This is a genomic window from Sphingomonas sp. 179-I 2A4 NHS, assembly GCF_045369135.1.
Taxonomy (GTDB): domain Bacteria; phylum Pseudomonadota; class Alphaproteobacteria; order Sphingomonadales; family Sphingomonadaceae; genus Sphingomonas.
The window spans coordinates 13,396-39,154 of record NZ_JBIQFL010000017.1 but is presented as its reverse complement, the minus strand read 5'-3'; the positions used below and the strand labels follow the sequence as shown (position 1 = coordinate 39,154).

General features: G+C 65.1%; 30 protein-coding genes and 1 riboswitch. Of the genes, 12 read left to right on the top strand and 18 right to left on the bottom strand.

Annotation, left to right across the window (positions count from 1 at the left end):
* Positions 1-104 precede the first annotated feature (104 nt).
* Positions 105-338, bottom strand: coding sequence for a hypothetical protein (locus tag ACH0CP_RS17695; protein ID WP_406893933.1), 234 nt, complete (start codon positions 336-338; stop codon positions 105-107).
* A 65-nt stretch (positions 339-403) separates the two neighbouring features.
* The gene (locus ACH0CP_RS17690) at positions 404-1,762 is read right to left on the bottom strand and encodes a voltage-gated chloride channel family protein (protein WP_192125834.1); all 1,359 of its coding nucleotides are present in this window, start codon (positions 1,760-1,762) and stop codon (positions 404-406) included.
* Between the two features lie 23 nt (positions 1,763-1,785).
* Positions 1,786-1,862, bottom strand: a riboswitch (Fluoride riboswitch).
* Between the two features lie 188 nt (positions 1,863-2,050).
* On the opposite strand from ACH0CP_RS17690, the gene ACH0CP_RS17685 reads away from it, so the two are divergent.
* The 4 genes from ACH0CP_RS17685 to ACH0CP_RS17670 are packed head-to-tail and all read left to right on the top strand — an operon-like array spanning position 2,051 to position 5,111.
* Positions 2,051-2,392 carry a DUF305 domain-containing protein gene (locus tag ACH0CP_RS17685; RefSeq protein ID WP_081974599.1) on the top strand — a complete coding sequence of 114 codons (342 nt, stop codon included), beginning with the start codon at positions 2,051-2,053 and terminating at the stop codon, positions 2,390-2,392.
* A gap of 1 nt (position 2,393) precedes the next feature.
* Positions 2,394-3,833: a YncE family protein gene (locus tag ACH0CP_RS17680; RefSeq protein ID WP_056025194.1), complete on the top strand. Its 1,440-nt coding sequence runs from the start codon at positions 2,394-2,396 to the stop codon at positions 3,831-3,833.
* Position 3,834: 1 nt separating this feature from the next.
* Positions 3,835-4,344, top strand: a complete 510-nt coding sequence (locus ACH0CP_RS17675; RefSeq protein WP_056025197.1) for an RNA polymerase sigma factor — start codon at positions 3,835-3,837, stop codon at positions 4,342-4,344.
* Complete coding sequence (locus ACH0CP_RS17670; protein ID WP_056025200.1) at positions 4,341-5,111, top strand: anti-sigma factor; 771 nt, start codon at positions 4,341-4,343, stop codon at positions 5,109-5,111. The genes ACH0CP_RS17675 and ACH0CP_RS17670 overlap by 4 nt, the downstream gene beginning before the upstream one ends.
* A 51-nt stretch (positions 5,112-5,162) precedes the next feature.
* Here ACH0CP_RS17670 and ACH0CP_RS17665 read toward each other — a convergent pair whose 3' ends face one another.
* Together ACH0CP_RS17665 and ACH0CP_RS17660 are read right to left on the bottom strand one after the other, a co-directional pair.
* Entirely contained in the window at positions 5,163-5,675 is a 513-nt protein-coding gene (locus tag ACH0CP_RS17665) for an MgtC/SapB family protein (RefSeq protein WP_052149081.1), read from the bottom strand.
* A complete protein-coding gene (locus ACH0CP_RS17660; protein ID WP_056025203.1) occupies positions 5,672-6,739 on the bottom strand; it encodes a sulfite oxidase in 1,068 nt (355 codons plus the stop codon). The genes ACH0CP_RS17665 and ACH0CP_RS17660 overlap by 4 nt, the downstream gene beginning before the upstream one ends.
* Positions 6,740-6,885: 146 nt before the next feature.
* Here ACH0CP_RS17660 and ACH0CP_RS17655 point away from each other — a divergent pair, with 146 nt between their 5' ends.
* The 4 genes from ACH0CP_RS17655 to ACH0CP_RS17640 all read left to right on the top strand — a co-directional run bounded on the left by ACH0CP_RS17655 (position 6,886) and on the right by ACH0CP_RS17640 (position 10,726).
* Complete coding sequence (locus ACH0CP_RS17655; RefSeq protein ID WP_056025206.1) at positions 6,886-7,758, top strand: LysR family transcriptional regulator; 873 nt, start codon at positions 6,886-6,888, stop codon at positions 7,756-7,758.
* On the top strand, positions 7,755-8,906 hold the full coding sequence (locus ACH0CP_RS17650; protein WP_056025209.1) for a TDT family transporter: 1,152 nt from the start codon (positions 7,755-7,757) through the stop codon (positions 8,904-8,906). Before ACH0CP_RS17655 ends, ACH0CP_RS17650 begins: the two co-directional genes overlap by 4 nt.
* 89 nt (positions 8,907-8,995) lie before the next feature.
* On the top strand, positions 8,996-10,231 hold the full coding sequence (locus tag ACH0CP_RS17645; RefSeq protein WP_056025213.1) for a molybdopterin-dependent oxidoreductase: 1,236 nt from the start codon (positions 8,996-8,998) through the stop codon (positions 10,229-10,231).
* 12 nt (positions 10,232-10,243) lie between these two features.
* The gene (locus tag ACH0CP_RS17640; RefSeq protein WP_056025216.1) at positions 10,244-10,726 is read left to right on the top strand and encodes a cytochrome c; all 483 of its coding nucleotides are present in this window, start codon (positions 10,244-10,246) and stop codon (positions 10,724-10,726) included.
* A gap of 307 nt (positions 10,727-11,033) precedes the next feature.
* Here ACH0CP_RS17640 and ACH0CP_RS17635 read toward each other — a convergent pair whose 3' ends face one another.
* Positions 11,034-11,441 (bottom strand): MerR family DNA-binding protein, encoded by a 408-nt coding sequence (locus ACH0CP_RS17635; RefSeq protein WP_056454901.1) that lies wholly within the window; start codon positions 11,439-11,441, stop codon positions 11,034-11,036.
* Positions 11,442-11,504: 63 nt separating this feature from the next.
* Here ACH0CP_RS17635 and ACH0CP_RS17630 point away from each other — a divergent pair, with 63 nt between their 5' ends.
* Both ACH0CP_RS17630 and ACH0CP_RS17625 read left to right on the top strand, forming a co-directional pair.
* Entirely contained in the window at positions 11,505-12,272 is a 768-nt protein-coding gene (locus ACH0CP_RS17630; protein WP_056025222.1) for a MauE/DoxX family redox-associated membrane protein, read from the top strand.
* Between the two features lie 422 nt (positions 12,273-12,694).
* A complete protein-coding gene (locus tag ACH0CP_RS17625) occupies positions 12,695-12,898 on the top strand; it encodes a hypothetical protein (protein ID WP_056025225.1) in 204 nt (67 codons plus the stop codon).
* Positions 12,899-12,933: 35 nt separating this feature from the next.
* On the opposite strand, the gene ACH0CP_RS17620 is transcribed toward ACH0CP_RS17625, so the two are convergent.
* The 9 genes from ACH0CP_RS17620 to ACH0CP_RS17580 form a co-directional block, all read right to left on the bottom strand.
* A complete protein-coding gene (locus ACH0CP_RS17620) occupies positions 12,934-13,374 on the bottom strand; it encodes a DUF411 domain-containing protein (protein WP_056025228.1) in 441 nt (146 codons plus the stop codon).
* 58 nt (positions 13,375-13,432) lie between these two features.
* Positions 13,433-13,807, bottom strand: a complete 375-nt coding sequence (locus ACH0CP_RS17615) for a DUF305 domain-containing protein (protein WP_056025231.1) — start codon at positions 13,805-13,807, stop codon at positions 13,433-13,435.
* An 81-nt stretch (positions 13,808-13,888) separates the two neighbouring features.
* Positions 13,889-14,479, bottom strand: a complete 591-nt coding sequence (locus ACH0CP_RS17610; RefSeq protein ID WP_199860401.1) for a DUF305 domain-containing protein — start codon at positions 14,477-14,479, stop codon at positions 13,889-13,891.
* Positions 14,479-15,189 (bottom strand): hypothetical protein, encoded by a 711-nt coding sequence (locus ACH0CP_RS17605; protein WP_353452359.1) that lies wholly within the window; start codon positions 15,187-15,189, stop codon positions 14,479-14,481. Before ACH0CP_RS17605 ends, ACH0CP_RS17610 begins: the two co-directional genes overlap by 1 nt.
* Before the next feature lie 35 nt (positions 15,190-15,224).
* On the bottom strand, positions 15,225-16,358 hold the full coding sequence (locus tag ACH0CP_RS17600) for a copper resistance protein B (RefSeq protein ID WP_192125836.1): 1,134 nt from the start codon (positions 16,356-16,358) through the stop codon (positions 15,225-15,227).
* 77 nt (positions 16,359-16,435) lie between these two features.
* Positions 16,436-18,412, bottom strand: coding sequence for a copper resistance system multicopper oxidase (locus tag ACH0CP_RS17595; protein WP_056025238.1), 1,977 nt, complete (start codon positions 18,410-18,412; stop codon positions 16,436-16,438).
* A 45-nt stretch (positions 18,413-18,457) separates the two neighbouring features.
* The gene (locus tag ACH0CP_RS17590) at positions 18,458-19,051 is read right to left on the bottom strand and encodes an RNA polymerase sigma factor (RefSeq protein WP_056025241.1); all 594 of its coding nucleotides are present in this window, start codon (positions 19,049-19,051) and stop codon (positions 18,458-18,460) included.
* The gene (locus ACH0CP_RS17585; protein ID WP_056025244.1) at positions 19,048-19,488 is read right to left on the bottom strand and encodes a periplasmic heavy metal sensor; all 441 of its coding nucleotides are present in this window, start codon (positions 19,486-19,488) and stop codon (positions 19,048-19,050) included. Before ACH0CP_RS17585 ends, ACH0CP_RS17590 begins: the two co-directional genes overlap by 4 nt.
* Positions 19,485-19,757, bottom strand: a complete 273-nt coding sequence (locus ACH0CP_RS17580) for a hypothetical protein (RefSeq protein ID WP_406889916.1) — start codon at positions 19,755-19,757, stop codon at positions 19,485-19,487. The genes ACH0CP_RS17585 and ACH0CP_RS17580 overlap by 4 nt, the downstream gene beginning before the upstream one ends.
* Before the next feature lie 119 nt (positions 19,758-19,876).
* Here ACH0CP_RS17580 and copC point away from each other — a divergent pair, with 119 nt between their 5' ends.
* Together copC and copD are read left to right on the top strand one after the other, a co-directional pair.
* Positions 19,877-20,248: a copper homeostasis periplasmic binding protein CopC gene (gene copC, locus ACH0CP_RS17575; protein ID WP_056025248.1), complete on the top strand. Its 372-nt coding sequence runs from the start codon at positions 19,877-19,879 to the stop codon at positions 20,246-20,248.
* 2 nt (positions 20,249-20,250) lie between these two features.
* On the top strand, positions 20,251-21,180 hold the full coding sequence (gene copD / locus ACH0CP_RS17570; protein WP_406889918.1) for a copper homeostasis membrane protein CopD: 930 nt from the start codon (positions 20,251-20,253) through the stop codon (positions 21,178-21,180).
* A 33-nt stretch (positions 21,181-21,213) separates the two neighbouring features.
* On the opposite strand, the gene ACH0CP_RS17565 is transcribed toward copD, so the two are convergent.
* The 4 genes from ACH0CP_RS17565 to ACH0CP_RS17550 form a co-directional block, all read right to left on the bottom strand.
* Complete coding sequence (locus ACH0CP_RS17565; protein WP_056454911.1) at positions 21,214-21,549, bottom strand: four-helix bundle copper-binding protein; 336 nt, start codon at positions 21,547-21,549, stop codon at positions 21,214-21,216.
* Between the two features lie 405 nt (positions 21,550-21,954).
* A complete protein-coding gene (locus ACH0CP_RS17560) occupies positions 21,955-24,456 on the bottom strand; it encodes a heavy metal translocating P-type ATPase (protein ID WP_056454913.1) in 2,502 nt (833 codons plus the stop codon).
* Positions 24,453-25,061 carry a cation transporter gene (locus tag ACH0CP_RS17555; protein ID WP_056454916.1) on the bottom strand — a complete coding sequence of 203 codons (609 nt, stop codon included), beginning with the start codon at positions 25,059-25,061 and terminating at the stop codon, positions 24,453-24,455. The genes ACH0CP_RS17560 and ACH0CP_RS17555 overlap by 4 nt, the downstream gene beginning before the upstream one ends.
* Positions 25,058-25,741 (bottom strand): ZIP family metal transporter, encoded by a 684-nt coding sequence (locus ACH0CP_RS17550; RefSeq protein ID WP_056454919.1) that lies wholly within the window; start codon positions 25,739-25,741, stop codon positions 25,058-25,060. Before ACH0CP_RS17550 ends, ACH0CP_RS17555 begins: the two co-directional genes overlap by 4 nt.
* Between the last annotated feature and the right edge of the window lie 18 nt (positions 25,742-25,759).

Genomic DNA, 25,759 nt, shown 5'->3' with positions numbered 1-25,759 from the left:
CTCGATCAAGACGGCTACCGCGCACTCAACATCGCCGGCGGACCCGGAGCCAAGGTGGCCTGAGCCGCCCTGTTCGCTACCTGTTCAGCTTACCGCTGTCCGTGTCACAAACCTTGAGGTGCTCCCAAGTGGGGACTTTCCTGCCAGTCAGCTTCAGGATCGGAACGGTTGAATGCCGCCGGGCCGCGATTGCTGAAGCCGTAATGCATGTTCTGCGCGACGGCGTTGATGATGCCGTCCGCCTTCGCGGTGCGGATCAGCTCGCGATAGAAAGGTTTCGCACCCCAGAAGCGACGTGGGCCGACCTTGTCAGACGGCTTCAAATAGATGCGCAGCATTCCAACCTCGCGGTGCTGGACGGTGAAACGATCAGGCATAACGGGCCTTTCGATAGGAAGCAGGATCAGACGCGCGAGCGTCGGCGGGAAGCACGGTGCGTGCGGGCATCACGCAGGGTCGCACCGGGTGTGAGGTGCGCAGCAGGCACCTTGGGGACTGCGACGCGCTGCGACAGATAAATGCCGTTATGACCCGAGCAAAGGTAGGCGACGAAGCATGCGACCGCGATCGGCACAGCATAGGCCGCCCCGAACAATTCGATCCCCATGAACGTGCAGGCAAGCGGCGTGTTGGCAGCACCCGCGAACAGCGCAACGAAGCCGATCGCCGCGAAGACCCCCGTCGGCACTCCGAACATGGGCGCGAGCGCATTGCCGAGCGCCGCGCCAATGAAGAACAGCGGCGTCACCTCTCCGCCCTTGAAGCCAGCGCTCAGGGTCACGACGGTAAAGAGCAGCTTCAGCGCCCAGCTCCATGGATGGGTGTCGGGACCAAAGAAGCTGGCGATGGTCAGGCCGTCCGATGTCGCGGCGAGCGTGCCAAGGCCGAGATAGTCGCGCGTTCCGAACAGCCAGACCAGTGCGATCACGGCCACGCCACCGATGACGGGTCGTAGTGGGCCATAAGGCACCATGCGCTTCAGCCATCCGCCAAACGCATGATTGGCCTCCGCAAAAGCTAGTCCGACCAACCCGAATACGACGCCCGCGACGCCAGCCTTGATGACGATTAGAGCGTCGACCGGCACTGTCGCATCGACCTGGTAGATACCGTGGTGAATGCCCCAGGCAAGACAGGTCCAGTCGCCGACCAGTGCCGCGACCAGGCACGGCACCAGCGCGCGATACTCGACCCGGCCAATCGCCAGCACCTCCAGCGCGAAGACCGCTCCCGCAATCGGCGTCCCGAACACTGCGCCGAACCCTGCCGCGATCCCGGTCATCAGCAGGATGCGCGTTGCTTGCGTATCCAGCTTGAGGGCGCGCCCGAACCCGCCGGAAAGACTGCCGCCCAATTGCACGGCGGTGCCTTCGCGCCCCGCCGATCCACCAAACAGATGTGTCACGACCGTGCCGAAGAAAATGAGCGGGGCCATGCGCAGCGGCACGCCGCCCCCCGGTTCGTGGATCTGCTCGACGATAAGATTGTTGCCACCTTCGACCGAGCGCCCTGTCAGATGGTAGAGCAGTCCGACCATGAACCCGCCGATCGGTAGCAGGTAGAGCAGCCCGGGAAAGGCAAAGCGAAGCCGGGTCACGGCATCGAGGCTCCACAGGAAGGCCGCGCAGAGCGTTCCCACCGTTGCGGCCATCGGGACCAGGATCAAAGCCCACCGCAGCACCGACATGGCATGGGTGCGGCGATCGCGAATGAACGCTGCCATGTTGAACTGGTCGTAGAGATTGCGAAATGTCGCGCGCATGATTCCTCCTTGCTGCCTTGCGGCGCCTGGTAGGAATCATCGGCCCTTGCGAGGGCGGTTCGGCCGAATGGCCCGGCGGAAATCCATCGCCGTGCCCGAGCATATGCTGTCCGACGGCGACCTGGTCAACCAACGGCAGGGTCACGACGAGACCATTGTTTTGCTGAGGATCAATAATCGGCTCACCCATGGAATAAACCCCGACGGGCGTCGTCTACGCTTTCGAGACTGATGCGCCGGAGGCTTATGCGTAGACGAAATTGGATGCTGGGTCTGACTGCTTCGGCCATGCTCACCGGCGCAGTCGCGGCCGCCCCCGCCGATGGCTACGCCAGCATGGTATCTGCCGCGATGGACCGGATGATGGCGGGCATGATGGTCAAGCCGTCCGGCGACGTCGACCGCGATTTCGTCGCGATGATGCTTCCGCATCACCAGGGCGCCATTGATATGGCGGTGGCAGAGCTGCGCTACGGCCATAACGAGCAGCTCAAGCGCATCGCGCAGGAGATCATCATCGATCAGCAGCAGGAGATCGCCGCCATGAAGCTGGCGATCGGTCAGCCGCTACCCCCTTCGACGCCAGCCCCGACGCAGGGCGGCGACCACCACAGCCATATGGAGCACTGACATGATCCGGACCTTCCTGCGCTCGGCCGCCTTGCTGATGAGCGCCGCACCGGGCATTGCCATGGCTCAGCAGGCGCCGTGGAACGCCAAGGACGTGCCTGTCAGCCACCGCGACCGCGTCTATGCATCCGAACAATTCTCCAACACGGTGTCGGTAACGGACCCGGCCGACAACAGGTTGCTCGGCGTCATCAAGCTCGGCGATCCGCAGCCGATGAATTTTTCCCCGCTCTACAAGGGGCAGGTGCTGGTTCACGGCCTCGGCTTCTCGCCGGACGGGAAAACACTGGCGGTCGTGTCGATCGGATCCAACGCCGTGTCGTGGATCGACACCGCCACCAACACCGTCAAGCACACGACCTATGTCGGGCGCAGTCCGCATGAGGCGTTCTTCACGCCGGACGGCAAGGAGGTGTGGGTTACGGTACGCGGCGAGGATTACATCGCCGTGCTCGACCCCACGACGTACAAGGAGACCGGTCGCATCAAGACGCCCGGTGGTCCGGGCATGACGATCTTCTCTCCCGATGGCCGATACGGCTATGTCTGTTCCTCATTCAATCCGGTGCTGGCCGTGTTCGATGTCTCGACCCACGCGCAGGTCGGACAGGTGGCGCAGCCGAGTCCGTTCTGTCCCAACATCGCCGCGACGCCGGACGGCAAGCAGGTGTGGTTCACGCTGAAGGACATCGGCAAGACGGTCGCATTCGATGCCAGGCCGCCTTTCGCGATCCTCAAGGTGCTGGATACCGGACCGATCACCAATCACGTCAACTTCGCCCGCACGGTCAGGGGACAGTTCGCCTATGTCACGGTGGGCGGGGAAAACGCGGTGAAGGTGTTCCGCACGTCCGACTTCGCGCTTGTCGCCACCATCCCGGTCGGCAAGATGCCGCACGGCGTCTGGCCATCGGGCGACGGCCGGCGCATCTATGTCGGGCTGGAGAATGCCGATGAACTTGCCGCGATCGACACCGCCGGCAACAAGGTCGTTGCCACCGTGCCGGTCGGACAGGCACCGCAGGCGATCGCCTATGTGCCGAACGCTGTTCCGACAGGCCCCGGCACCGACAATCTCCAACCGCTCGGTACGGCAGGCAAGGCGGTGCATCTGAACATGGGGCCGGTTGGCGGCAATGGTGCGGCAAGCAGCATTACCCTCTTCGACCAGGGCATCATTCAGGTCGTGCAGAGTGCCGTTACCGGTCTGCAGCCCAAGAAGCCTTACATGCTCGTGCTCACCGCCAACGCGGACGGCAGCGGTGCGGTAGAGCCGCTTGCGAACTTCATGAGCAATCCGGCAGGTGCGGCGATCGTCAACGCATCGGGTCCGATCCGGCAGATCGTTCAGGGCAGTGCAGCGGCCCCCCGGCGCTTTCTGGCGGTCGCCGAGGTGGTGAATGGCGCACCGGGCCGCATCGTGCAGGTGCAGCGCGACTGAGATGGACCCGCTTGCCGCCGCGATCGAGCCCCTGGTCCCCGGTCTGCGCCGTTATGCCCGGTCGTGGTTGCGCGATCAGGCGATGGCGGATGACCTGGTGCAGGATTGCCTTGAGCGCGCGGTCGGGCGCTGGCGGCAACGACGCGGGACGGAGGTTCGCCCCTGGGTCTATGCAATCCTGCATAATCTGTTGGTCGATCATAAGCGGCAGCATGTCCGGCGAGGTACGGCGGTTCCGCTCCACCTCGTGGACGACGCTGCTCTCGGCCTCCCGGCCGATCAGGACGCAGGCCTGCACCACCGAGACCTGTTGCGCGCACTTGATGCGTTGCCCGAGGAGCAGCGGACGGTGCTGCTCCTCATTTCCGTCGAAGGTCTGTCATATGGGGAAGTCGCTGCCGTCGTCGGTGTGCCGCTGGGAACGGTGATGTCGCGCATATCGCGGGGGCGCGACCGTCTGGCGACGCTCCTCCGGGAGGGTGAACGGCCACGATTAAGGAGTATTCGATGACCAGCCCGATCGGAGAGGACGATCTGGCCGCGTGGATCGATGGCAGGCTGTCGCCCGAGCGGCAGCGTCTGGTCGACGCTTACCTTGAAGGCCAGCCGGACGTGCATGCCCGTTTGCGGGAGCAGGCGGAGCAGGCGCGAGCCCTTGCATCGCTTTTCGCTCCAATCGCGGATGAACCTATCCCGGCGACGATGCGCGTCGCAGCCATCAGGGGACGGCAACGCCAACCGCGTTGGCAACTCGCCATCGCCGCGTCGCTTCTGCTGGCGGTCGGGTTTGGCGGGGGCTGGTCGAGTGCGCGTTGGAGCGGCGAACCCCGCGCGGGCATCGCGGCGCTGGCCAACGAGGCGAGTGACAATTTCCGTGTCTATGCCGCCGACCGGATACGACCGGCGGAAATCGGCCCCGACCAGCGCGCCATGCTGATCCGGTGGACCTCCGCCCGATTGGGTGAGCGCGTGACCATCCCGGACCTCAGCACAGCCGGTTACCGCTATGGCGGGGGGCGATTGGTCGCGACGCCCCACGGCCCTGCGGCTCTTCTCCTCTACGATGGACCGCAAGCGTCAAAGCTCGCGGTGCTGACGAGGCCTATGCAAATCGACAAGAGCGCAAGCATGACCAGCACGTCCAGCGGGACCATGGGCCGGGTCACATGGGCTGTCGACGGGATCGGCTATAGTGTAGTGGGCGAGCGACCCGCTGCCGAGCTGCATCCGATCGCCGATGAGGTCCGGCGCCAGGCCGATGCGGGGCTTGTCTCCTGATAGCGCCTGGCCGCTTCTTAGCGCCGACAGGCACTGGGCGGACCAGCGGGATCACGGCTTGCGCTCGGCATCCTTCCGGTCGGCCTCTGCCGGAGTCAGCCTGGCCCGCTCGCGAATGCGACGTTCGAGCGGAGCGCCCGCGAACAGTACGAGCATCGCAAGGCTCAACCCGCCGATGATGAGCGGCCACACCGCCAACCCTGCTGCCGCGCCGATCGTGGCCGTGACCCAGATGCACGCGGCGGTCGCCAATCCATGCACTTCCTGACCCTGGCCGACCCGCAGCACCGCGCCGGCACCGATGAAGCCGACGCCGGACAGAATGCCCTGCATCGCCCGTCCTGCGGCATCGGCGTTTACGTTCGGCAAGCCACTGTGCACGATCGCCTGCACGGCGATGCAGCTCGCCAGACCGACCAGACCCAGCGTTCGCAATCCCATGATCTGCCGGTTCTCGCGCGAGCGTTCCCAGCCGAGCACCATCCCAGCCGCGGTCGCCACCACCAGCCGCCCGATCGCATCGATCCAGAAGCCGAGGTCCGATGCCGCTGATGCTTCGATCATTCGACCAGCACGTGCACATGATGCCAGGCGGTGCACAGATAGCCGGCGAAGTTCCACACCGTATCCGGCCGCTCGGGCTGACCCTGTCCAGTCTCGTCGAAGGCGCGCACGACAAGGTGCTGGCGCCCCTTGGCGAGCGTGGCGTCGAGGGTCCAGCGCCGCCAACCCCAGTGCGCCTCCGGATCATCGGTGAACGTCGCCTGTTGCCAGTCGCGACCACCGTTTACCGACACTTCGACCCGAGAGACGCGGCGATCATAGGCGATGGCATAGCCCTCGATCCGCACCTCCCCGGCCGGCAGGCTTTCGCCAGAGCCGGGCACGCAGATCGCGGCGTTGAGCGGCATGGCATTGATGGTCAGACCCTGGCTCCAGTCGACGGTGTCGCTCGTCACATCGGCAGGAAAGAGCTTGTAGTCGTGCGCCTGGATCGGTGCGTCGGATGGCGTCTCGCGCACCTCGATCCGTGTCAGCCATTTGGCGCTCCGCACCCCGGCATAGCCCGGCACCACCATGCGGAGCGGTGCGCCGTGTTCGGGCGTCAGCGGCTCGCCGTTCATCGCCCAGGCAATAAGGACGTCGGGTTGCCGCGCCTTGTCCATGGCGATCGAGACCCCGAACAATGCTTCCTCGCCTTCGACGTCCACCTCGTCCGCGCCGGTGAACGCCACGAACAGGTCGGACGCATTCGGCGCACCGACGGCATCCAGTACGTCGGACAGTCGTACGCCGGTCCATTCCGCATTGCCGATCGCGCCCACGTCCCAGGGGTCGCCGGACGTTTTAGCGACCTGCTGGAGATCCGTGCGCCGGTTGCCGGCGCACTGGAGAACTGCCGTCACCGTCCGCGTGGCCAACGCGCTTTTCAGTTCCTCCACCGAGAAGGAGCGGCTCGCCATGCCCGTCCCGCTCACTGCGATCCGGTGATCGGCAGGCAGATCGGGCACTGCACCATGGCTGCGCACGTAGAACAGCGCCTGCGGCGTCAGGAACCGCTCGATCAGCGCGCCGGGCGTCGGCTCGGCGTTGTAGGGATCGGATTTGCGCTCGATCATATCAGTCATGGACGAACCAACGCCGCAAGCGCGCGGATCGCTTCAAGCCTTCAAGACTATCGCAGACGAAGGATTACCGATCGTTCCGATATCCAGATTGGAACAAACAGATCGAACGGTTGGTCGTATCGATCAGTTTGCGCGATACAAGCTGCATGACCCTGGAGCAGCTCAGAATCTTCGTCGGTGTCGCCGAGCGCGAACACGTCACCAAGGCAGCAGAGGTGCTGAACGTCACGCAGTCCGCTGCCTCCGGCGCGGTCGCGGCCCTCGAAGCGCGCTACGGGGTTCCTCTGTTTCACCGCGTCGGGCGTGGCATCCAGCTGACCGAAGCGGGCCGCGGCTTTCTGGAGGAAGCGCGCGCGGTGCTGGGGCGGGCAGCGCATGCCGAGACGATGCTGGCGGACTATGCCGGGCTTGCCCGTGGTTCGTTGCGGATCGTCGCCAGCCAGACGATCGCAAGCTACTGGTTGCCCGCAAGGCTTGCCGCCTTCCACGACCGCCACCCGCAGATCGCGGTCGAGCTGGCGATCGACAACACCGAAGGCGCGGCAGCGCAGGTCCTTAGCGGAGCGGCGGAACTCGGTTTCGTTGAAGGCGAAGTGGACGAACCAGCGCTGGCGCATTGGGAAGTCGGACGCGATCCGATGGTGCTGGTCGGACGCAGGGACGCCGAGCGTGTCGACGAGGACTGGCTTCGCGCTGCACGCTGGATCGTCCGCGAGCAGGGTTCGGGCACGCGCTCGACCTTCGAGGACGTGCTGCGAACGCGCGGGTTTGATCCGGCCCAGCTGACGGTAGCGATGACGCTGCCGTCCAACGAGGCGGTGCGTACCGCGGTCGAGGCCGGTGCCGGCGTCGCTGTGTTGTCGCGATTGGTCGTCGCACGCGCGCTCAAGGCCGGCGATCTGGTCGAGCTGGCGCTTGAGTTACCCGATCGCGCCTTCCACGCGCTGCGCCACAAGGAACGCTATCGCACCCGCGCGGCCGACGCGCTGACGGACCTCATCAAGGAGCAGGTCGCATGACTGCCGACGCACCTTCGGCCCTGACCGGCCTCAAGCCGCTAAGCAGGCTCGATCACCCGCGCGAGATGATCCGCCAGTTCACACCCAACTGGTTTGCCGCGACCATGGGCACCGGCATCCTCGCTCTCGCGCTGCCGCAGGTGCCCGGCATCGGCCCCGCGCTCAAACCGATTGGCGAGGTGTTGTGGTTCTTCAACATCGCGCTCTTCATCCTGTTCGCCGGTCTCTATGGCGCGCGCTGGGCGATGTTCGGGCATGAGGCACGGCGCATCTTCGGCCACAACACCGTGTCGATGTTCATCGGGACCATCCCGATGGGCCTGGCGACGATCATCAACGGATGTCTCGCCTTCGGGATCGCGCGATTCGGTAACGGCATCATGCCGGTCGCACACGTCCTGTGGTGGATCGACGTCGCCATGTCGCTCGCCTGCGGCGTGTTGATCCCCTACCTGATGTTTACCCGCCACGAGCACAGCCTGGACGGCATGACCGCGGTATGGCTGCTGCCGGTCGTCGCAGCGGAAGTGGCGGGTGCCAGCGGCGGGCTGCTCGCGCCGCATCTGACCGATCCCCACGCGCAGATCGTGACGCTCGCGACCTCGTATGTGCTGTGGGCCTATTCGGTGCCGGTCGCGTTTGGCATCCTCGCTATTCTGATCCTGCGCATGGCGCTCCACAAGCTCCCGCACGAGAGCATGGCGGCATCCTCCTGGCTCGCGCTGGGGCCGATCGGCACCGGGGCGCTGGGTATGCTGGTGCTTGGGGCGGATGCGCCGGCGATCCTCGCGGCGCACGGGCTGGTCGGTGTCGGTACCGTCGCGCAAGGGATCGGCGTCGTCGCCGGGCTCTGCCTGTGGGGTTTCGGCCTGTGGTGGCTGGCGCTCGCGACGCTCATCACCATCCGCTACTGGCGCGCCGGCGTCCCATTCAACCTTGGCTGGTGGGGCTATACCTTCCCGCTCGGCGTCTACACCGTCGCCACCTTCCGCCTCGGTACGACGCTGAACCTCGGCTTCTTCGGTATCGTCGGCACGGTGCTGACGATCGCGCTCGCGGCGATGTGGCTGCTGGTCGGTGCCAAGACGCTCGCCGGAGCATGGCGCGGCAACCTGTTCGTCTCGCCCTGCATCGCTACCCCGAACTGATCCACCCTGATGATCGGATCAGTCGGTCCGATCACTTGCAGAACGCCCCTTCGATCCGCCAGCGTGGCTGGCCACAGGAGAGCCTTGTCATGGACAATTTTGACGCCGCGCTGGCGAGTGAAACCAGCCGTCGCCGCTTTCTCAGGCGTACGGCGCTCGGCACCGCCGGCCTTGCCGCAGCACCTGCGCTGGCGCAGCAGCTCGTCGACCTGAAGCTGCCTGGCGGCAATGCCGAGCGGCCGATGACCAGCGCCTTTCCTGGCAAGGGCAGCATGATCCTCCAACGCATCCATCCTCCGCTGTTGGAGACGCCGATGGACGTGTTCGACAAGTCGGTGTTCACGCCCAACGACCAGTTCTTCGTCCGCTGGCACTGGGCCGACATCCCGACCTCGATCGACGTCGAGAGCTTTCGCCTCAAGGTCTTCGGCCACGTCAACAGACCGCTGTCGATCAGCCTTGCCCAACTGCTGCGCCTGCCGCGCGTCGAGATGGCAGCGGTCAATCAGTGCTCGGGCAACAGCCGTGGGTTGTTCCAGCCGCGTGTCGCCGGCGCGCAATGGGGCAACGGCGCGATGGGCAATGCCAAATGGCTCGGTGTGCGCCTGCGCGACGTGCTTGATCTCGCCGGGGTCAAAGCAGGCGCGGTACAGGTACGCTTCGGCGCTCTCGATCAGCCGGTCGTCGCTGGCGCCCCCGACTTCGAGAAGGCGCTTGGGCTCGACCATGCCCGCGACGGCGAGGTGATGATCGCCTTCGGCATGAACGGCGAGCAGCTGCCGCTCCTCAACGGCTTCCCTTGCCGGTTGATCGTGCCGGGCTGGTATTCGACCTATTGGGTCAAGATGCTGAACGCGATCGAGGTGCTGCCCGGCCCTGACGACCAATATTGGATGGCCAAGGCTTACAAGATCCCGGCGACGCCGGGCGCCAACGTGATGCCGGGACAGAAAGACTTCCCGACCGTCCCGATTAACCGCATGATCCCGCGTAGCTGGATGACCAGCCTGCCGGATGGCCAGGTGATCGCCTATGAAGCGTCCATCCCGGTTGGCGGGATCGCGATGGGCGGCGACTGCGGCGTCGCCAAGGTCGATGTCTCATCCGATGGTGGCCGCACCTGGTACAGGACGACGCTCGGATCGGATGAGGGCAAGTATAGCTTCCGGCGCTGGGATGGTCGCGTGCCGCTTAGGCGCGGTCCCAACCCCATCATGGTGCGCTGCTGGAACGCCAACGGTGTCGCTCAGCCGATGAAGCCGATCTGGAACCCCGGCGGGTTCATGCGCGGCAACATCGAAACCACCACCATCATTGCGGCCTGAGGAGCGAGTAGCATGAAGACCCCGTCTCCCGGCATCATGGCCGCTGGCCTGATCGGCCTGACCGGCATTATCCTCGTCTCGATCGGGGCGCCGAGCAGCCGCAAGGCGCCTGCCCCGATCTCCGAGACATCCGAGCCGGCACCGCCCACCAGCGTCTCAGCCCGCGGCTTTTCGCTCGCCTCGACCAGCGTCGACCTGCCGGTCGACGACGCGACCTATCCCGATGGTCTGCACGCCGACGTCGTCAACGCCAACTGCACTTCGTGCCACTCGGCCAGCATGGCGCTGACCCAGCCTGCGCTATCGGCGGATCAGTGGAAGGCGACCGTCACCAAGATGCGCGAGGTCTACAAGGCGCCGGTGGCCGAGAAGGATGTCGACGAAATTGTCGCCTATCTCACCGCCATGCCGCATCAGAAGGCGGCACCCGCAACCGGCAAGGCGCAAGACCCCGATCCCAAGGTGGCTCCCGATGTTTCAGGTGGCACCGGCTAACCGAGCCATAATCCCAAAATACCATTTCAATCGGGAAAGTCGTCATAACCGGTCGGTTGTGACGCTGTGGAACCTACCACGGCCTCTCAAGGGTTTGCGTGTGTCAGAACCGTGGTTCAGAATGCCCGCTTCGGAGATCGGCAACGTGCCTCGGCTACGACCGACTTTGGGTCGGGAGCCGACCGGCAGGACGTCGCTGGTGGCCGACCGACTGCTCGTGGGTGGCTAGCTGCCGTCCAGAGAACGGCCGGTTCAATGAGCGCGGTCCACAGGGTTTTCATTGCTCCACATGGCGCGCGCCTAACACTCAAGCGTGATCGAACGCTTGAAGGATCGGACACGGCCCGGCCGAGCCGCTTCCGCACTCTCTCGCGAGATGGCGAAGGGAGGCGCGCACCCGCTCAAGCTCCTGAATCTTGGTGTCCAGCGCCGCAATCCGCTCATTGGCAAGCTCGCGTGCGCGGGCGCGATCGTCGGTTGCGTCGAGCGCTAGCAGTTCGCCGATCTGCTCCAACGTGAATCCGGCTGCCTGCGCCGAGCGGATAAACCGGAGGCGGCGCACGTCATCGACACCGTAGCGCCGAATACCACCGCTCGCGCCGGAGCCTCCGGGTCGGTCCGGCGTATCGAGCAAACCTCGGCGCTGATAGTAGCGCACGGTCTCGACACCGACGTCCCCTTCACGCGCGAGACCCGCAATCGTCAGTGCCGCCATGCCTTGACTCCGTACTATAGTACGGACCCTATATAGGTTCCGCGAACAGGATGGAGAAGTGAGATGGCGACCGCGGCGCCCAAGAAAGCAACGATCTATCGCATGGTGATGCCGACGCACACCTGCCCCTATGGCGTGAAGGCCAAGGATCTGCTGCGCCGGCAAGGTTACGAGGTCGAGGATCATTGGCTGCGCACGCGCGAGGAGACCGACGCGTTCAAGGCGGAGCACGGCGTGAAGACCACACCGCAGACCTTCATCGGGGGCGAGCGGGTAGGGGGTTATGACGATCTGCGCCGCTTCTTCGGCAAGGCGGTGCGCGATCCCAAGGCGGTCACTTACCGGCCCGTAGTCGCGGTGTTCGCCATGACCGCGCTGATGGCGCTCGCGGCCAGCTACGCTGCCTTCGGCTCGCCGTTCACGGTCCGCGCTGGGGAATGGTTCATCGCCTTCTCGATGTGCGTGCTCGCCATGCTGAAGCTTCAGAACGTCGAGAGCTTCTCGAGCATGTTCCTCAACTACGATCTGCTCGCCAAGCGCTGGGTGCCCTATTCCTACGTCTATCCCTACGCAGAAGGTGTTGCGGGCGTGCTGATGGCCGCTGGTGTCCTCACTTGGCTTTCGGTGCCGATCGCGCTCGTCATCGGGACGATCGGTGCGGTATCCGTCATCAAGGCGGTCTATGTCGACAAACGCGAACTCAAGTGCGCCTGCGTGGGTGGGGACAGCAATGTGCCTCTGGGCTTCCTGTCGCTGACTGAGAACGTGATGATGGTCGCCATGGCGCTATGGATGGTGATCGCTCCGGCAGCGCTCTCGATGCCGCACTGAGCCGTTGACTTCAGGTCCAAAAGGCTGCCGATAGCTGGCGTGAAATCCGGATCTCGCCCTCGTGTCAGCTTCGTTCGCACTGCCGTCCTGGCCGTGCTTGCGATGATGCTGCTCGTCCGGTTGGGGCCGATCTGCGAAACCAGTGCTCAAGCAGCTCCGATCGCCTCGGCAATGGCTGGGTGCGAGGAAAAAGGCTCTTCGGCACCGGACAAGAAGGCACCTCAGCCGGCCTGCGCGACGCCCTGCATCGCCGTCCCGGGGGAAGCCCTGGCGAGGGCAGAGCCGTTATTCTCATTCCCGATCGCCGCTTGGCCTTCGCCGACCCCTGTCATGAACGGGTGGCTGATACCGCCCGCCACTCCACCTCCACGAGCCGTGTAACCATCCAACAGGTTTCACACATTCAATCGACGGAGCTTTTAATGACCAAGTTCAAGCTGATCGGCGCAGCGCTGGCGCTCGCCCTTCCGACCGCAGCCTTCGCGGCCGGGTCCTGCTGCGCCGACATGGCGTGCTGCAAAGACGGTGCCGATTGCTGCAAGGACGGCAAGGGCGATTGCTGCAAGGACATGAAGAAGGGCGGCGATCATGCCGGTCACGACATGTCCGGAATGCCCAAAAAGTAAGCCAGGGGAGGGAGGCGTCTGCGCCTCCCTCCTTTTCAGTGGTGGGCGAACACCTTGCGTCCACCAGGTCCGAACGCAACGACGTCGTAGGGCTGGGTCTTCATGCCCGGCATCTCCATGCCCGGCGAGCCCATCGGCATCCCGGCAACCGCGAGCCCCGTCACACCCTTTGGGTGCGTTGCCAGAGCCCGCTTCATGTCGGCGATTGGCACATGACCCTCGAAAGTCATGCCGTCGATGATGGCCGTGTGGCATGAGGCCAAGTCCGCGGGCACGCCCCGGGCCTTCATGAACGCGGGCCGGTTCGCGTCGTCGACGACGCGGACCGCCCGACCGAACTGAGCCTTCACCTGCTGCGCCCACTTCTCGCAACATGGGCAGCCCGGATCGCGGTGCATCAGCACCGGCCCGACAGCCACGGCTGCGACCGGCATGGCGAACGCTGCAACAGCGGCGAGAAGGCGAATGCGGGTCATGTCTATTCCTAGATGGCCGCCCCACCGCAGGCAAACCCTGCGGTGGGGCGGGGGCCGATCACTGTGCAGCCTTGCCGTGCGCCCGCAGCCAGGCGTTCAGCTCGCCGACTTCCTTGTTCTGCTCGGCGATCGTCTTGGTGGCCATCATGCGGACCTTTGCGTCCTTGGTTTCGCGCAACACTATCTGCGACATGGCAATGCCACCGCGATGATGCTCGACCATTTTGCGGACCCAGGTCTCGGTCGCATCAGCGCCCATGGCCGACATCATCTTCTGATGCATCTGCATTTCAGAGGGCGGATAGGGGTTCGCCGGCGTCGGCTTCATCATCTGACCGTGGTTCATGCCCGAATGATCCATGCCCTGCATCTGGGCGATGGCCGGAGCGGCGCCGAGCGCGGCCGCGAGGGCCAAAACAGTCATCTTCTTCATCGTGTCTCTCCTGGGTAAACGCCCCCGCCCACAGGAGGGATACGGGCGCGCGTACCGTATCCCTCACGCCCATGATCGAATTCAGCGGATCGGCTGAAGGGTATTCACCCCGACGCTATCATCAGTTTCAGGTGGGGGAGGGGGAACCTGCTTGTCACGATAGGAAGGCAGGTCGGGCGCATTCGCAGGCGTAGGATTTGCCTCAAGCCTGGCAATGGCCCGCTTCATTTGCGTGATCTCACGAACCTGAGCATCGATGATTCCGTCCGCCAGCTTGCGCACCTCGGGGTCTTTGATGTGCGCGCGCTCGCTCGTCAGGATCGCGATCGAGTGGTGCGGGATCATGGCTTTCATCCAGCTCACGTCATCCACCGTCTCCTGGCTGCGGACGAGCCACAGCGCGAGCGCGAACACTACGATGCTACCGCCGATAATCGCGGCATTCGTCCGCTTGTTCTTGTACATCGACCACATGAAAAGGAGCATGATGATCGCCATCGTGGCGCCCATCACGAAGGCCATCCAGAACCGCGTCTGGCTGAACTCTATATGCCCGAGGGCATAGACGTTCACGTACATCAGCCCGAACATGACAACGGTCGAAGTCGCCACCATTGCCGCAAAACGACCGTAGCCCATGCCCATGTTCATCTTGCCTTGGTGCTCGTCCATCATGCGACTCCCTGTCTGGAAATACGCCCCCCGGCTTTGCGGCGCGGCCGTCTCGGCCAGCGCATGAAGAGAAGGATCGCACCCGACACTGCGAAGACGAGACCGCCTGCGGCGAAAGCGTTGAGCCACGGCGTGTTGAACCGCTCGTGCTCCGTCCAATCCATGATGTGGAGACCCCAGAAGAAGTCGTACAGCCGCCACGTTCCTGTTCGGACCGACGTGAGCCGTCCCGTCTCGGCCGCTACATAGATTCGGGTGGCGTCATCGTCGGCGAACGTTGCACTCCATGCCGGCAGCGCCCCGCGATACTCGGTACTGGCTCGTTCAATCCGCTCGATGGTGGGTGCGGGCACACCAGCCCCCCGATACGCCTTCTGAGCGATCGTCCCGGCCACCCTGGCATCCAATGGTGGGATCGGCGCAGCCGTGCGAGCGTCCAGCAGACGGATGCGACCATCCACAAGCTGTGCCTCAACGATCGCTCGCCCGAGCAGCATTCGGTGCTGAAGCTGGCGGACCGGCGCTCCGGCCGACGCCAGCAAGGCAGGCAACGATGCGAAGCCTTGGGTGCTCGACAGCGCCGGCTCGGCGTTCCGTTCGATCCGGTGATCGCCGTGCACGGTGTCAATGGGGAGCAGGCTCATCACAAGGCCGCTGGTGAACCAGACGATCGCCTGCGCGCCGATCAGGAGAGCAAGCCAGCGGTGGATCTTGCTCGCTCCAAGGTGGAGGCGGAGCCGCGGGCTCAGAACCAGGTCCTCACGCCGGCGACGAAGCTGAAGCCCCCTGTGTCGTCGCCCCGCGCCCGCGAGAAGCGGGCGGTGTCGCCGAACTGCCGTTCCCACGACACGCCGATATAGGGCGCGAACTCACGGCGGCCCTCGTAGCGAAGCCGCAAACCGGCCTCCAGGTCCGTCAGCCCGGAGCCGATCCCGGTCTCCCGCACGTCCTGGGCGGCGAAGTTGGCCTCTACCCTGGGCTGGAGAACGAAGTAGTTGGTGATGCGCTGGTCGTAATAGCCCTCGGCGCGGGCGAGCACGTCCCCCTTGTCGGAGAGGAACAGCGCGCCCTCGACCTCGAACTGGTAGGGGGCCAAGCCCTCGATCCCGATCGTCGCATAGGTGCGCGACGGGTTCGGCTTGAAGTCGTAGCGGACGCCGGCCTGGAGATTCCAATAGGGATCGAGGGCATGGCTGTAGAGCGCCTGCACCTCGGCGCTCTCCAGCGCCTTGCCGAAACCACCTTCGCCTTCTGACTTCAGCCAAAGGCGATTGATGTCGCCTCCGACCCAAGCCTCGCCATCCCAGCGGTAGCCGTCGCTTCCTTTGCGGGCCTGATACTCCGCAAGATTGAAGAGCACCTGATAGTAGGTCATCCCGCCATGCTCGCGCCGCAGGTCGTTCTCGCGGGAGCTGGCCATGGCATCCGCCCCCCAGAAACGATCGGCGAGATGATCGCCGGGCGGAGCGGGAGCGGGCTTGTTGCCGGGGGGGAGGTCGGTCCCGATCTTGGCGCCTGTCTGGCTACCATCCATCGCCATGCCGGGCATCGCGCTCATGTCGTGCCCGGCGTGCGGGTCCTGCCCGGCTGCTGCCGGGGAACCCATGCCGGGCATGGCGGACATGTCGTGCCCGGCGTGCGGATCTTGCGCGGGCGCGGGCTGCTGCTGAGCGCCCATGTCCATTCCCTGCATCCCGCTCATGTCGTGACCGGCGTGCGGATCGGCCACCCGAGCCGGCGCGGCCTGAGCGCGACGCGGGGCCCTCCGAACCTGGGCCTTCCGCTTGGCCGCGGGCTTGGCTGCCGCTTTCCGCGCGGGCTTGGGGGTCGCCTTGGCCGCGGGCTTCGCCGGCATGGTCATTCCCGGCATGTTGTGCATGGAATGATCCATGCTCTGCCCGAACACAGGGCCGGCGACGACTGCCGAGGCAAGGCCGGCGAGAAGGAGTGACCGGTTCACGCTGATGCCTCCCCGGCCTTGCGTACCTGGACGACGCGCATCATCCCTGCGTGCATGTGGTAGAGCATGTGGCAGTGGAACGCCCAATCGCCTTCCTCGCCTGTCACGTCCCAGCTCACCGTGCCGCCTGGCTGGACGAGCACGGTATGCTTCCGGGGCGCATAGGCACCTTTCCCCGTCACCAGGTCGAAGAAGTGACCGTGGATGTGAATGGGATGGCCCATCATCGTGTCGTTGATGAGGGTGACACGCACCCGTTCGCCGTGCAGCAGGGTGATCGGATCGGGGCTCTCCGACAGCTTCTCGCCATCGAAACCCCACATGTACCGCTCCATATTACCGGTAAGGTGGAGCTTGATCTCGCGCTCGGGTGCCCGCGTGTCGGGATTGCGATCGAGTGCCACCAGATCGCGATAGGTCAGCACGCGGTGCCCGACATTCTCGAGGCCCTGACCGGGCTCGCCCGTGCGATCGACTGGCATGGCCGAAATGGTCTGGACACCCGGACCCTTCTTCACACCCGGGGCCTTCGAGAAATCGCGCATGTTCATGCTGCCCATGTCCATTCCGGCCATCGGCTGCCCATCTGTCATGCCCGGCATCGCACCCGACCCATGATCCATCCCGGGCATGGCGCCGCTCTGACCCTGCGGCGCGGTCATCCCGGCCATGGCGCCGGCAGCAGCGCCGGCGGCACCATGGTTCATCTGGGAATGGTCCATGCCCTGCATCGAACCGGCACCTGCGCCATGGTCCATACCGCCATGGTCCATGCCCGCCATTGATCCAGCCTGTGCGCCCGTCGCAGCGCTTCCCATGCCCTGCATGGAGCCGTGATCCATCGTGCTCATGTCATGGCCGCCCATGCCCATGTCCTTCATGGTCGCGAGCGGCCGCTTGCGAAGTGGCGGGACTTCGGCAGCCATGCCCTCGCGGGGTGCGAGCGTCGCGCGCGCCATGCCGGAGCGATCGACGCTCTCGCCCACCAGCGTGTAGGCGCGCATGTCGGGCGGCGTGACGATCGCGTCATAGGTCTCGGCCGGGCCGAACTGGAACTCGTCGATCTGAACGGGGCGCACGTTCAACCCATCAGCCGCGACGATCGTCATCGGCAGGCCGGGGATGCGGACGTTGAAGGTCGTCATGGACGATGCGTTGATGAACCGAAGCCGCACCCGCTCGCCCGGCCGGAACAGCGCGGTCCAATTGTCCTTGGGACCATGGCCGTTGACCAGATAGGTGTAGGTCGAGGCGGTCACGTCGGCGACATCGGCGGGGTCCATCCGCATCTTGCCCCACATCAGCCGCTCTTTGAGCGGCTGATCCTTGCCCGCCAGCAGCCCGCTTAGGGTCTGGCGCTGGCGGTTGAAGTAGCCCGACTCCTTCTTGAGGCGGTCGAACAGGTAGTGCGGGTGCTGGAAGCTGTGATCGGACAGCACGATGACGTGCTCGCGATCGAACTGCACCGGGTCGGGGTCCTTGGGGTCGATCAGGATCGGCCCGTAGTGCCCCTCCTGCTCCTGGAGCCCCGAGTGGCTGTGATACCAGTAGGTGCCGCTCTGGATGATCGGGAACTCGTAGGTGAAGGTCGATCGTGCCGGGATGCCTGGAAAGGCAATGCCGGGCACGCCGTCCATCTGAAAGGGCACCAGCAGCCCGTGCCAATGAATAGAGGTTTCCTCATCCAGATCATTAACGACGTGGAGGCGCACGTTCTGCCCCTCGCGCAAGCGGATGAGCGGAGCAGGCACGGTGCCGTTGATGCCGATCGCGTGGCTCTGCCGCCCGTCGATCATCATCATCTGGTGAGCGATCTTTAGCGTAATGTCGTCGCCCGAAACTGTCGGCAACGGCTTGGCGATGCCCGCGGACACCGGCTGCGCCCACGCCGGCATATAGGCCGACAGAGCAAGGCCGCTTCCGGCTAGGGTGGCACCGCGCAGCACTTGGCGGCGGTCGAGAACGCGCGACATGAAAGCTCCTAGAAGGTGGGCCGCTACCGGCCCGTTTCACTCCTTCTACGCGTCCCGCACGCCGATCCCTTGTTCGGTGTTCAACTTTTCGAGGAGGCGCGAGCGGGCACGGTAGAGGCGGGTTTCGACAGCCTTCTGGCTGATCCCCAGCACGTCGGCGGTTTCGGCTTGGCTCAAACCCTCGATGGTGCGCAGCACCAGAGCCTCTTTTAGATTCATGGGCAGAGCGGAAATGGCATCTGTTACCCGGTCCAACTCCTGGCGGTCGGCTGCGCCGTCGTCGATTGCCACCTGATCGTCCACCACAGCTTCAGCCCGATGATCGATGGGGGCCGCGAAGGAGAAGAACCGGCGCACCGTGCGCTTTCGCGCCCAGTCACGACATTTGTTGATCGCGATCGTCGAAAGCCACGCTCTCATGGCGCGCTGCCCGTCGTAGCGCGGGAGGGCCTGGTGTGCGGCGACGAACGTCTCCTGCACCAGATCAAGCGCTTCGTCGGGTTCGCCGACGCATGCCCGCGCGAGCCGGAACACCGGCTGTTGGTAGCGTCGCACGATTTCGGCAAAAGCGGCCTGCCGACCGGCAATGCTGAGCGTCGCCAGCTCGCCATCGGACAGCGTGGTCCAATCGAGGCTCACCCCTGGCCGTCGGTGAGCGCCTTCACCACCGCAGCATCGAATTGAGAGGTCTGATCGGTGCGCAGAAGCTGCCGCATGGCAAAGATATGCGCCAACGTGGCCTTCTGCAGCTCGCCCATCGCGGCATGGCTCTGATCGACCGCGGCCGTGACCCGCGGGCCGTTGCCGTGCTCGGCCTCGATCGCCTCGGCGAGCCGAGCATTGGTCGCGCGCAACTCCAGCTCGAGAGCGCGCCGTTGCACCGCGAACCGGTCCTCCAGAACCTTCAGCTTTGCCTGCTGATCGGCATCGAGCGCGAGCTTGTGGTGCAGGACCTCGTGCAGCGCGGCGCCCGGCTGCTTGGGCTGGGGCAACAGCGCACGTCCAACGAACACGCCCCCGATCGCCGCGAGAAAGGCGAGTACGACACACAGCAGGACGCGCTTGGTCGAGGTCACGGCTCGCCGATCAGCAAAGTCGAGGGTGCGAGCGGCGAAGCCTCGCCGAGCGGTGCGAGCGACACCGCAGGGCTCGCGGTTGCGGGCAGCTCGGCGCCGATCATGCCGATCGCCAATGCCGCGACCGTCACCGCACCGATGCCGAGCCCGGTCTGTCGCACGACCGGCCGTGTGCCGATGCGCGCGAGAACACGTGCTTCGACGTCGTCCAGCGCAGCCGGAACAGGTGCTCCCGCCAATCTCGCCAACGCTCTGTCCAGATCATCCATGTTTTCCACTCCGCCCCTCTAACACTGGTTACGCAGCGCTGCCCATCATCCCTCATCGGTCGCGTAAGGGGTGCGCGACCGTGCCGCGTAGAATGGACAGAACATCACGGAGTAACCGCATGCGTCGCGCCCTAATCCCTGCCGCCCTTGCCATCCTCGGGCTAGCCAGCGCCGCCCAGGCTCATCCTAAGTTGCTGTCAGCCTCACCGGCGCCAAACGCGACTGTCGCCAAGCCCGCGCGTCTCGCGCTTCGGTTCAGCGAAAAGCTGATGCCGAAGTTCTCGGGCGCGGACCTGATGATGACCGCGCATGGCGGCACCGCGCACGCGCCCATGAAGGTCGCGGCTGCGGCCGGAGTCGCCGATGATGGCCGCACGCTCGTCGTCACGCCCAAGGCGCCGCTCGCCGCGGGGCGCTACAGCGTCGCTTGGCACGTGGTCTCGGTTGACACCCACCGGGTAGCCGGAAACTTCGCCTTCGCGGTCAAGTAAGGGTGGAGACCGACTGGCCGCTGATCGCGGTTCGCTTCGCGCTTTATGCAACGCTGAGCGGATTGTTCGGCTTGTCGGCCTTCAGTCTCTACGGCCTCAAAGCCGGCGAGCGCGCCGACGCGCTCGCCTTGCGCCCCTGGCTCGTCGGAAGCGGCCTGCTCGGCCTCCTGTTCTCCGGGATCGCCCTCGCGCTGCTCGCGGCGGCGATGGCCGGGGCACCGCCCTGGCCAGTCGATCAGGAGGCGATCGGGATGCTCCTTTCCGGGTCCGCGACCGGCACCGCGTGGGAAGCGCGCATGGCTGCGCTCGTGGTGGCGTCGGTCGCGGCCCTCGTGGCAGCCGGTCGCGCGGCTTTGCTCGGCCTGGTGGCGTTCGCTGCGGCCGTGGCGCTCGCCACGCTTGCTTGGACAGGACATGGCGCGATGGACGAGGGCGCTGTTGGCTGGGTGCATCTGGGCGCCGACATTCTCCACCTGCTTGCGGGCGGAGCCTGGGCCGGAGCCCTGCTCGGGCTCGTGCTTCTCGTCGCCCGGCCGGCCGGTCGCGTCGACGCCGCCCATCTGACCCTGACGCATCGCGCCCTGCACGGGTTCGGCCTGGTCGGCACGATCCTCGTCGGCACCATCGTCGTCACTGGCATCGTCAATGTGTGGTTGCTGGTCGGCCTGGCCAAGCTGCCGGACCTCCCGACTACGCGCTACGGCCAGCTTCTGATAGCCAAGCTTGCCCTCTTCGGCGCGATGCTCGCGCTCGCATCGCTTAACCGCTTTCGCCTCACGCCGGCGTTCAAGCGATCGATCGCCGCGGCCGATCATCACGGCGCGCTTCGCGCCCTGCGGCGCAGCCTTGCGGTCGAGGCGAGCTGCGCAGTGGCGATTCTGGCGCTCGTTGCATGGCTGGGAACACTCGAACCACCCGCTTCGGTGATGTGAGGGCGGGCGGCCGAACGCCGCCCGCCTCGCCGCTCACACGGCCATCTTCTCGCATTCCTCGGCGCACCGCTCGCACGCAGCGACGCATTCCTCCATGCCGTCCAGCTCTTTGCAGCTCGCCGCGCAGGCCCGGCAAATCCGGGCGCAGATGCCGCACACGAGCTTATGCTGGTCGGAGCCGCGGGCCATGAAGTCGAGCGAGGTGGCGCAAACCTGCGCGCAATCCAACATGATCTTGATGTGGTCAGGCGCAGCGTGCGCACCGCCTACCTGAAGGCAATGCTGGGTTGTCATCGACAGGCAGGTGATGTGGCAGTGGTGGCAGGCATCCATGCAGGCCTGCATTTCGGCGCTCATCTGGTCGTGCATCGGTCGTCTCCGCTAAGCCCCCCGCCCTTAGAACAATACGCGGCATGCCGGTTTGGCCCTCGGCTACATGGCCTCATTCTTCGCCGGTCGGCAGGGTTTTCACCGCTTCGGTTTAGGACCACGCTTCACTGTTTCACGCCAAGGCCGCGCAGGAGACGGAAGAGCGACCCGTAGCGATGCCGCCCTGCCGCGAACGCCATCCATCGTTCTGCCCATTTCTCTGGCGATCGTCGCTAACGGCTGCCTCGCGGCGATCCGATGGCGAAGCTCTGCGTCGGCTTCCTCCGTCCATCGCCATCGCTTTCTCGTCGTCACATCGGGCTCACGGGTGCAGGTGCCCGGTGCCCTCGCAAGGATCGGCTGCTGCCTCGGTCTGGATCGTACAATACTCAATCCCGAACAGTTTCATGCCACCGTGTTCTTTGGATCGCGGTAACGCAGCAGGCGCAGCGCGTTGATGACGACTAGCAAAGTCGAACCTTCGTGAACGGCCACCGCCGGGCCAATCCCAAGACCGAGGATTGTCGCCGGCACGAGGAAAGCGACTACGCCTAGGCTTACGAACACGTTCTGGCGAATTATACCACGCGTCTGTCGGCTTAGGCCCACCGCGAACGGCAGGTGCGCGAGGTCATCGGCCATCAACGCCACGTCAGCCGTCTCCAGGGCGACGTCCGAGCCGGCAGCGCCCATCGCGATCCCCACTGTCGCGTTGGCCATTGCCGGTGCGTCGTTGACGCCATCACCCACCATCGCGACCTTGTCGGTCTCCGCCATCTTCTTGATCGATGCGACTTTGTCCTCAGGCATGAGGTCGCCCCAGGCTTCATCGAGACCGACATCCTTGGCGATTGCCTCTGCAACCTTCTGGTGATCGCCCGAGATCATGATCATCCGGGTGATGCCCATGCCGCGCAGACGCTCCAGCGCAGCCTTGGCTTCGCCACGCGGCGTATCGAGCAACCCGATGGCACCAAGATCGCGATCGCCTTTCCTCACCACCATCGTCGTGCGACCGTTTTCGCGCAGCTCTGCCACGGCGGCCGTTGCCGCCGCTCCCAGCGTGGGGACGCCCTCTGCACCGAACATTTCGACCTTGCCGATCCACACCGTTTCACCGTCGACGGTCGCAACCACACCGCGACCGGTAAGGCTCTTGAGGTCGCTCGCAGCCGGTATCGCGTTGTCACCAAGCCTGTCTCGTCCGTCCTTGACGATTGCCTGTGCCAACGGGTGATCGCTCAGGCCTTCAACGGCGACGGCAACCGCCAGCAGGTCGGTTTCGCTCGCGCCATCGACCGGCACCACGTCGGTGATGCGAGGACGACCTTCAGTCAGTGTCCCCGTTTTGTCGAATGCGATAGCCTTCAACGACCCAAGATTTTCGAGCGCCGCACCGCCCTTGACCAGCACACCGCCCCGAGCGGCGCGGGCCACTCCGGACAGAACGGCGCTCGGCGTTGCGATAGCCAGCGCACACGGGCTCGCCGCGACCAGGACTGCCATTGCCCGATAGAAACTATCGCGGAACGGCTCGTCCACCACCACCCAGGCGAAGAGCAGCAGGACGGTGAGGATCAGCACGGCGGGCACGAAGATGCGCTCGAACCGGTCGGTAAAGCGCTGCGTCGGCGATTTCTGCGTCTCTGCCTCGCTGACCATCTTCACGACCTTGGCGAGCGTGCTTTCGCTTGCCCGACGCGTCACCTCGATTTCGATCGCGGCACCTCCGTTGATCGTGCCAGCGAAGACACGGGAGGCGGCATCGACGGCGTCGGGCTTCGCGCGGGCCACTGCGACATCGGCGACAGGTGCCTTGTCGACAGGAATGCTTTCGCCGGTCACGGGCGCTTGATTGATTGCGCTCAAGCCCTTGATGACAAAGCCATCGGCCGGGAGGCGTTCATTGGGGCGGACGATCGCGACGTCGCCAACCTGTAGTTGTTCGGCCGGGATTTCCAGGGTTTGCCCGTCGCGGCGCACCGTTGCGGTCTCGGGAGCGAGTTCAGCCAATGCCTCAATCGCGCGTTTCGCGCGGCCCATTGCGTAATGTTCGAGGGCATGGCCGATGCTGAAGAGGAACAGCAGCAGCGCACCTTCCGCCCATGCGCCCAAAGCAGCCGCACCGGCTGCCGCGACAAGCATCAGCGTATCGATCTCGAACTTCTTGAGTTTCAGATTGTCGATCGCCTCGCGCAACGTGAAGAACCCGCCGAAGCCGTAAGCCGCGATGTAGAGGGCGGTCGGAAGCCATTCCGGCGTCCCGGCCACCAGTTTTTCAATGGCGAAGCCGATTCCCAGCATTGCGCCACAGGCGAGCGCAAAGATAAGCTCGGTGTTCGGTCCGAGAAAATCAGCATGGGAGTGGTCATGCCCGTCACCCGGGCCATGCTTCTCCTCGCCGGCAGCATGGCCGCCGGGGCCATGGTCGTGGTCGGCGTGATCGTCGGTTGTGAGCTGCTTGGGTCGCTTGAGCCCGAGCCCGGCAAGCGCGTCAACGATCGCGCTTTCGGTGATCCGCTCACGGTCGAATTCCACCCGTACCGTGCCGGCCGAACTGGCGTCGGCCTGAAGGACGCCAGGGATCGCACAAAGCGTCTCCCCTATTGTCCGGGCGCGGCGTTCATGGCCGATTCCCTTCACCTCCCAAGCCGCGTGGCCGTACCGCCCGCTGATCTCGGCGCCCGCCGCACGAACCATCTCGCGTACGCGGGGCAGCGGCAGCGCCGTGGGGTCGAAATGGATGCAGAGCTTGGCCGGAGTGTCCCCTGCGGCGGGCAAGACATGCGCGCGATCTACGCCAGGCTTGGCGCTCAACGTCGAGACGAGCCGGCCGACGCAGGCATCGGCCTCATCCGGCACTTCAGGAAGGAGGACAGGTATGTCGAGTTCGAGTTTGTCGGTCATGCGGTCTTGTCCTCGTCGCTTTTGCTTTCGGCGCGGGCGTCGCGCAGGATCTCGATGCCGCCCTTGATCGCGATCAGCGCTGTCGCGAGCCCGACCACGAGGTCGGGCCAGTTCGTCCCCAGCCAGAGGACAAGCGCGCCGGCTATCAGAATGCCGCCATTCGAGATGAAATCGTTGAAGCTGAACGTCGTCGCTGCCCGCAGATTGACGTCAGGCTGTTCGATCCGCTGAAGGAGCCGCAGGCAAATATAGTTCACGACAGCGGCAACGGCCGACATTGCCATCATCGTCGGACCAATCGGCTCGCTGCCCTGAATATATCGGCGGCCGACATCGAGAAGGATGCCGACAGCAAAAAGCAACAGCATCACGCCCGAAGCCGTAGCCGCACGGGTCTTCCAGACCGGTCCGTGGCTTAACGCCACCAGACTGAGGGCGTAGACGGCCGTGTCCGACAGGTTGTCGACACCATTGGCGATCAGGGCGCTGGAATCGCCGATCAGGCCGGTGGCGAAGAAACCTGCGGCGATCGCCGCGTTGAGCAACAGCACAATCCAGAGCGTGCGACGCTCGTCGGAGACCTGCCCGTTCTGTGAAGCCGTCATGCCATAATTTCCTCAATCAGGAGGAGCGCGAGGAAGCCGACAAAGAACATCGCGCTGATAAGCGACGAGTCCGGCTTCTCGTGCGCCTCGACCAGCAGTTCTTCGGTGACGAGGTAGAGCAGCGCCATCAGGCCGAAGCTCAGAAATCCGGTGATCCACACCGGCGCCAACAACGCCACCGGCTGCGCGACCAGCGCGCCGATCGGCACCAGCAGTGCCAGCACGCAGGTCAGTCCGATCGCCTTCATCTTGCGATACCGGCCTGCCAGATCGTTGGTGAGGGTCAGGGCCAGGAACAGCACTTCGAGGGTCAACGCGACCGCCAGCAGCGTGCCGGCCTTCTCGCCGGCGATGAACGCGAGGCCGAGGACCAGGCCGTCTATCGCAAGATCGAGTCCGATCGCGGCGAGGAGCGCGACAGGTCCCTCAAACCGGTTTTCCGCGGCCTTGAGGCCGAGCATCACGGCGACGCCAAGCGCTCCGCCGATAAGCGTGGCGGTCGGAGACCCGCCGTGCTTCACCAGCGGCAGGATCTCTGTCGCAGCGGCGGCGAACACCACGCCGGCCGCCAGGTGCTGCATGGCCGCGACCAGCTTCTCCCCTGGCGTGCGCCACCCGGCGATGAGTGCCCCGATCATAATCGCGAGCATGGGGATCAGGGAGAATTTGAGCGCTGCCATCGTCAGGCCCGTTCAATC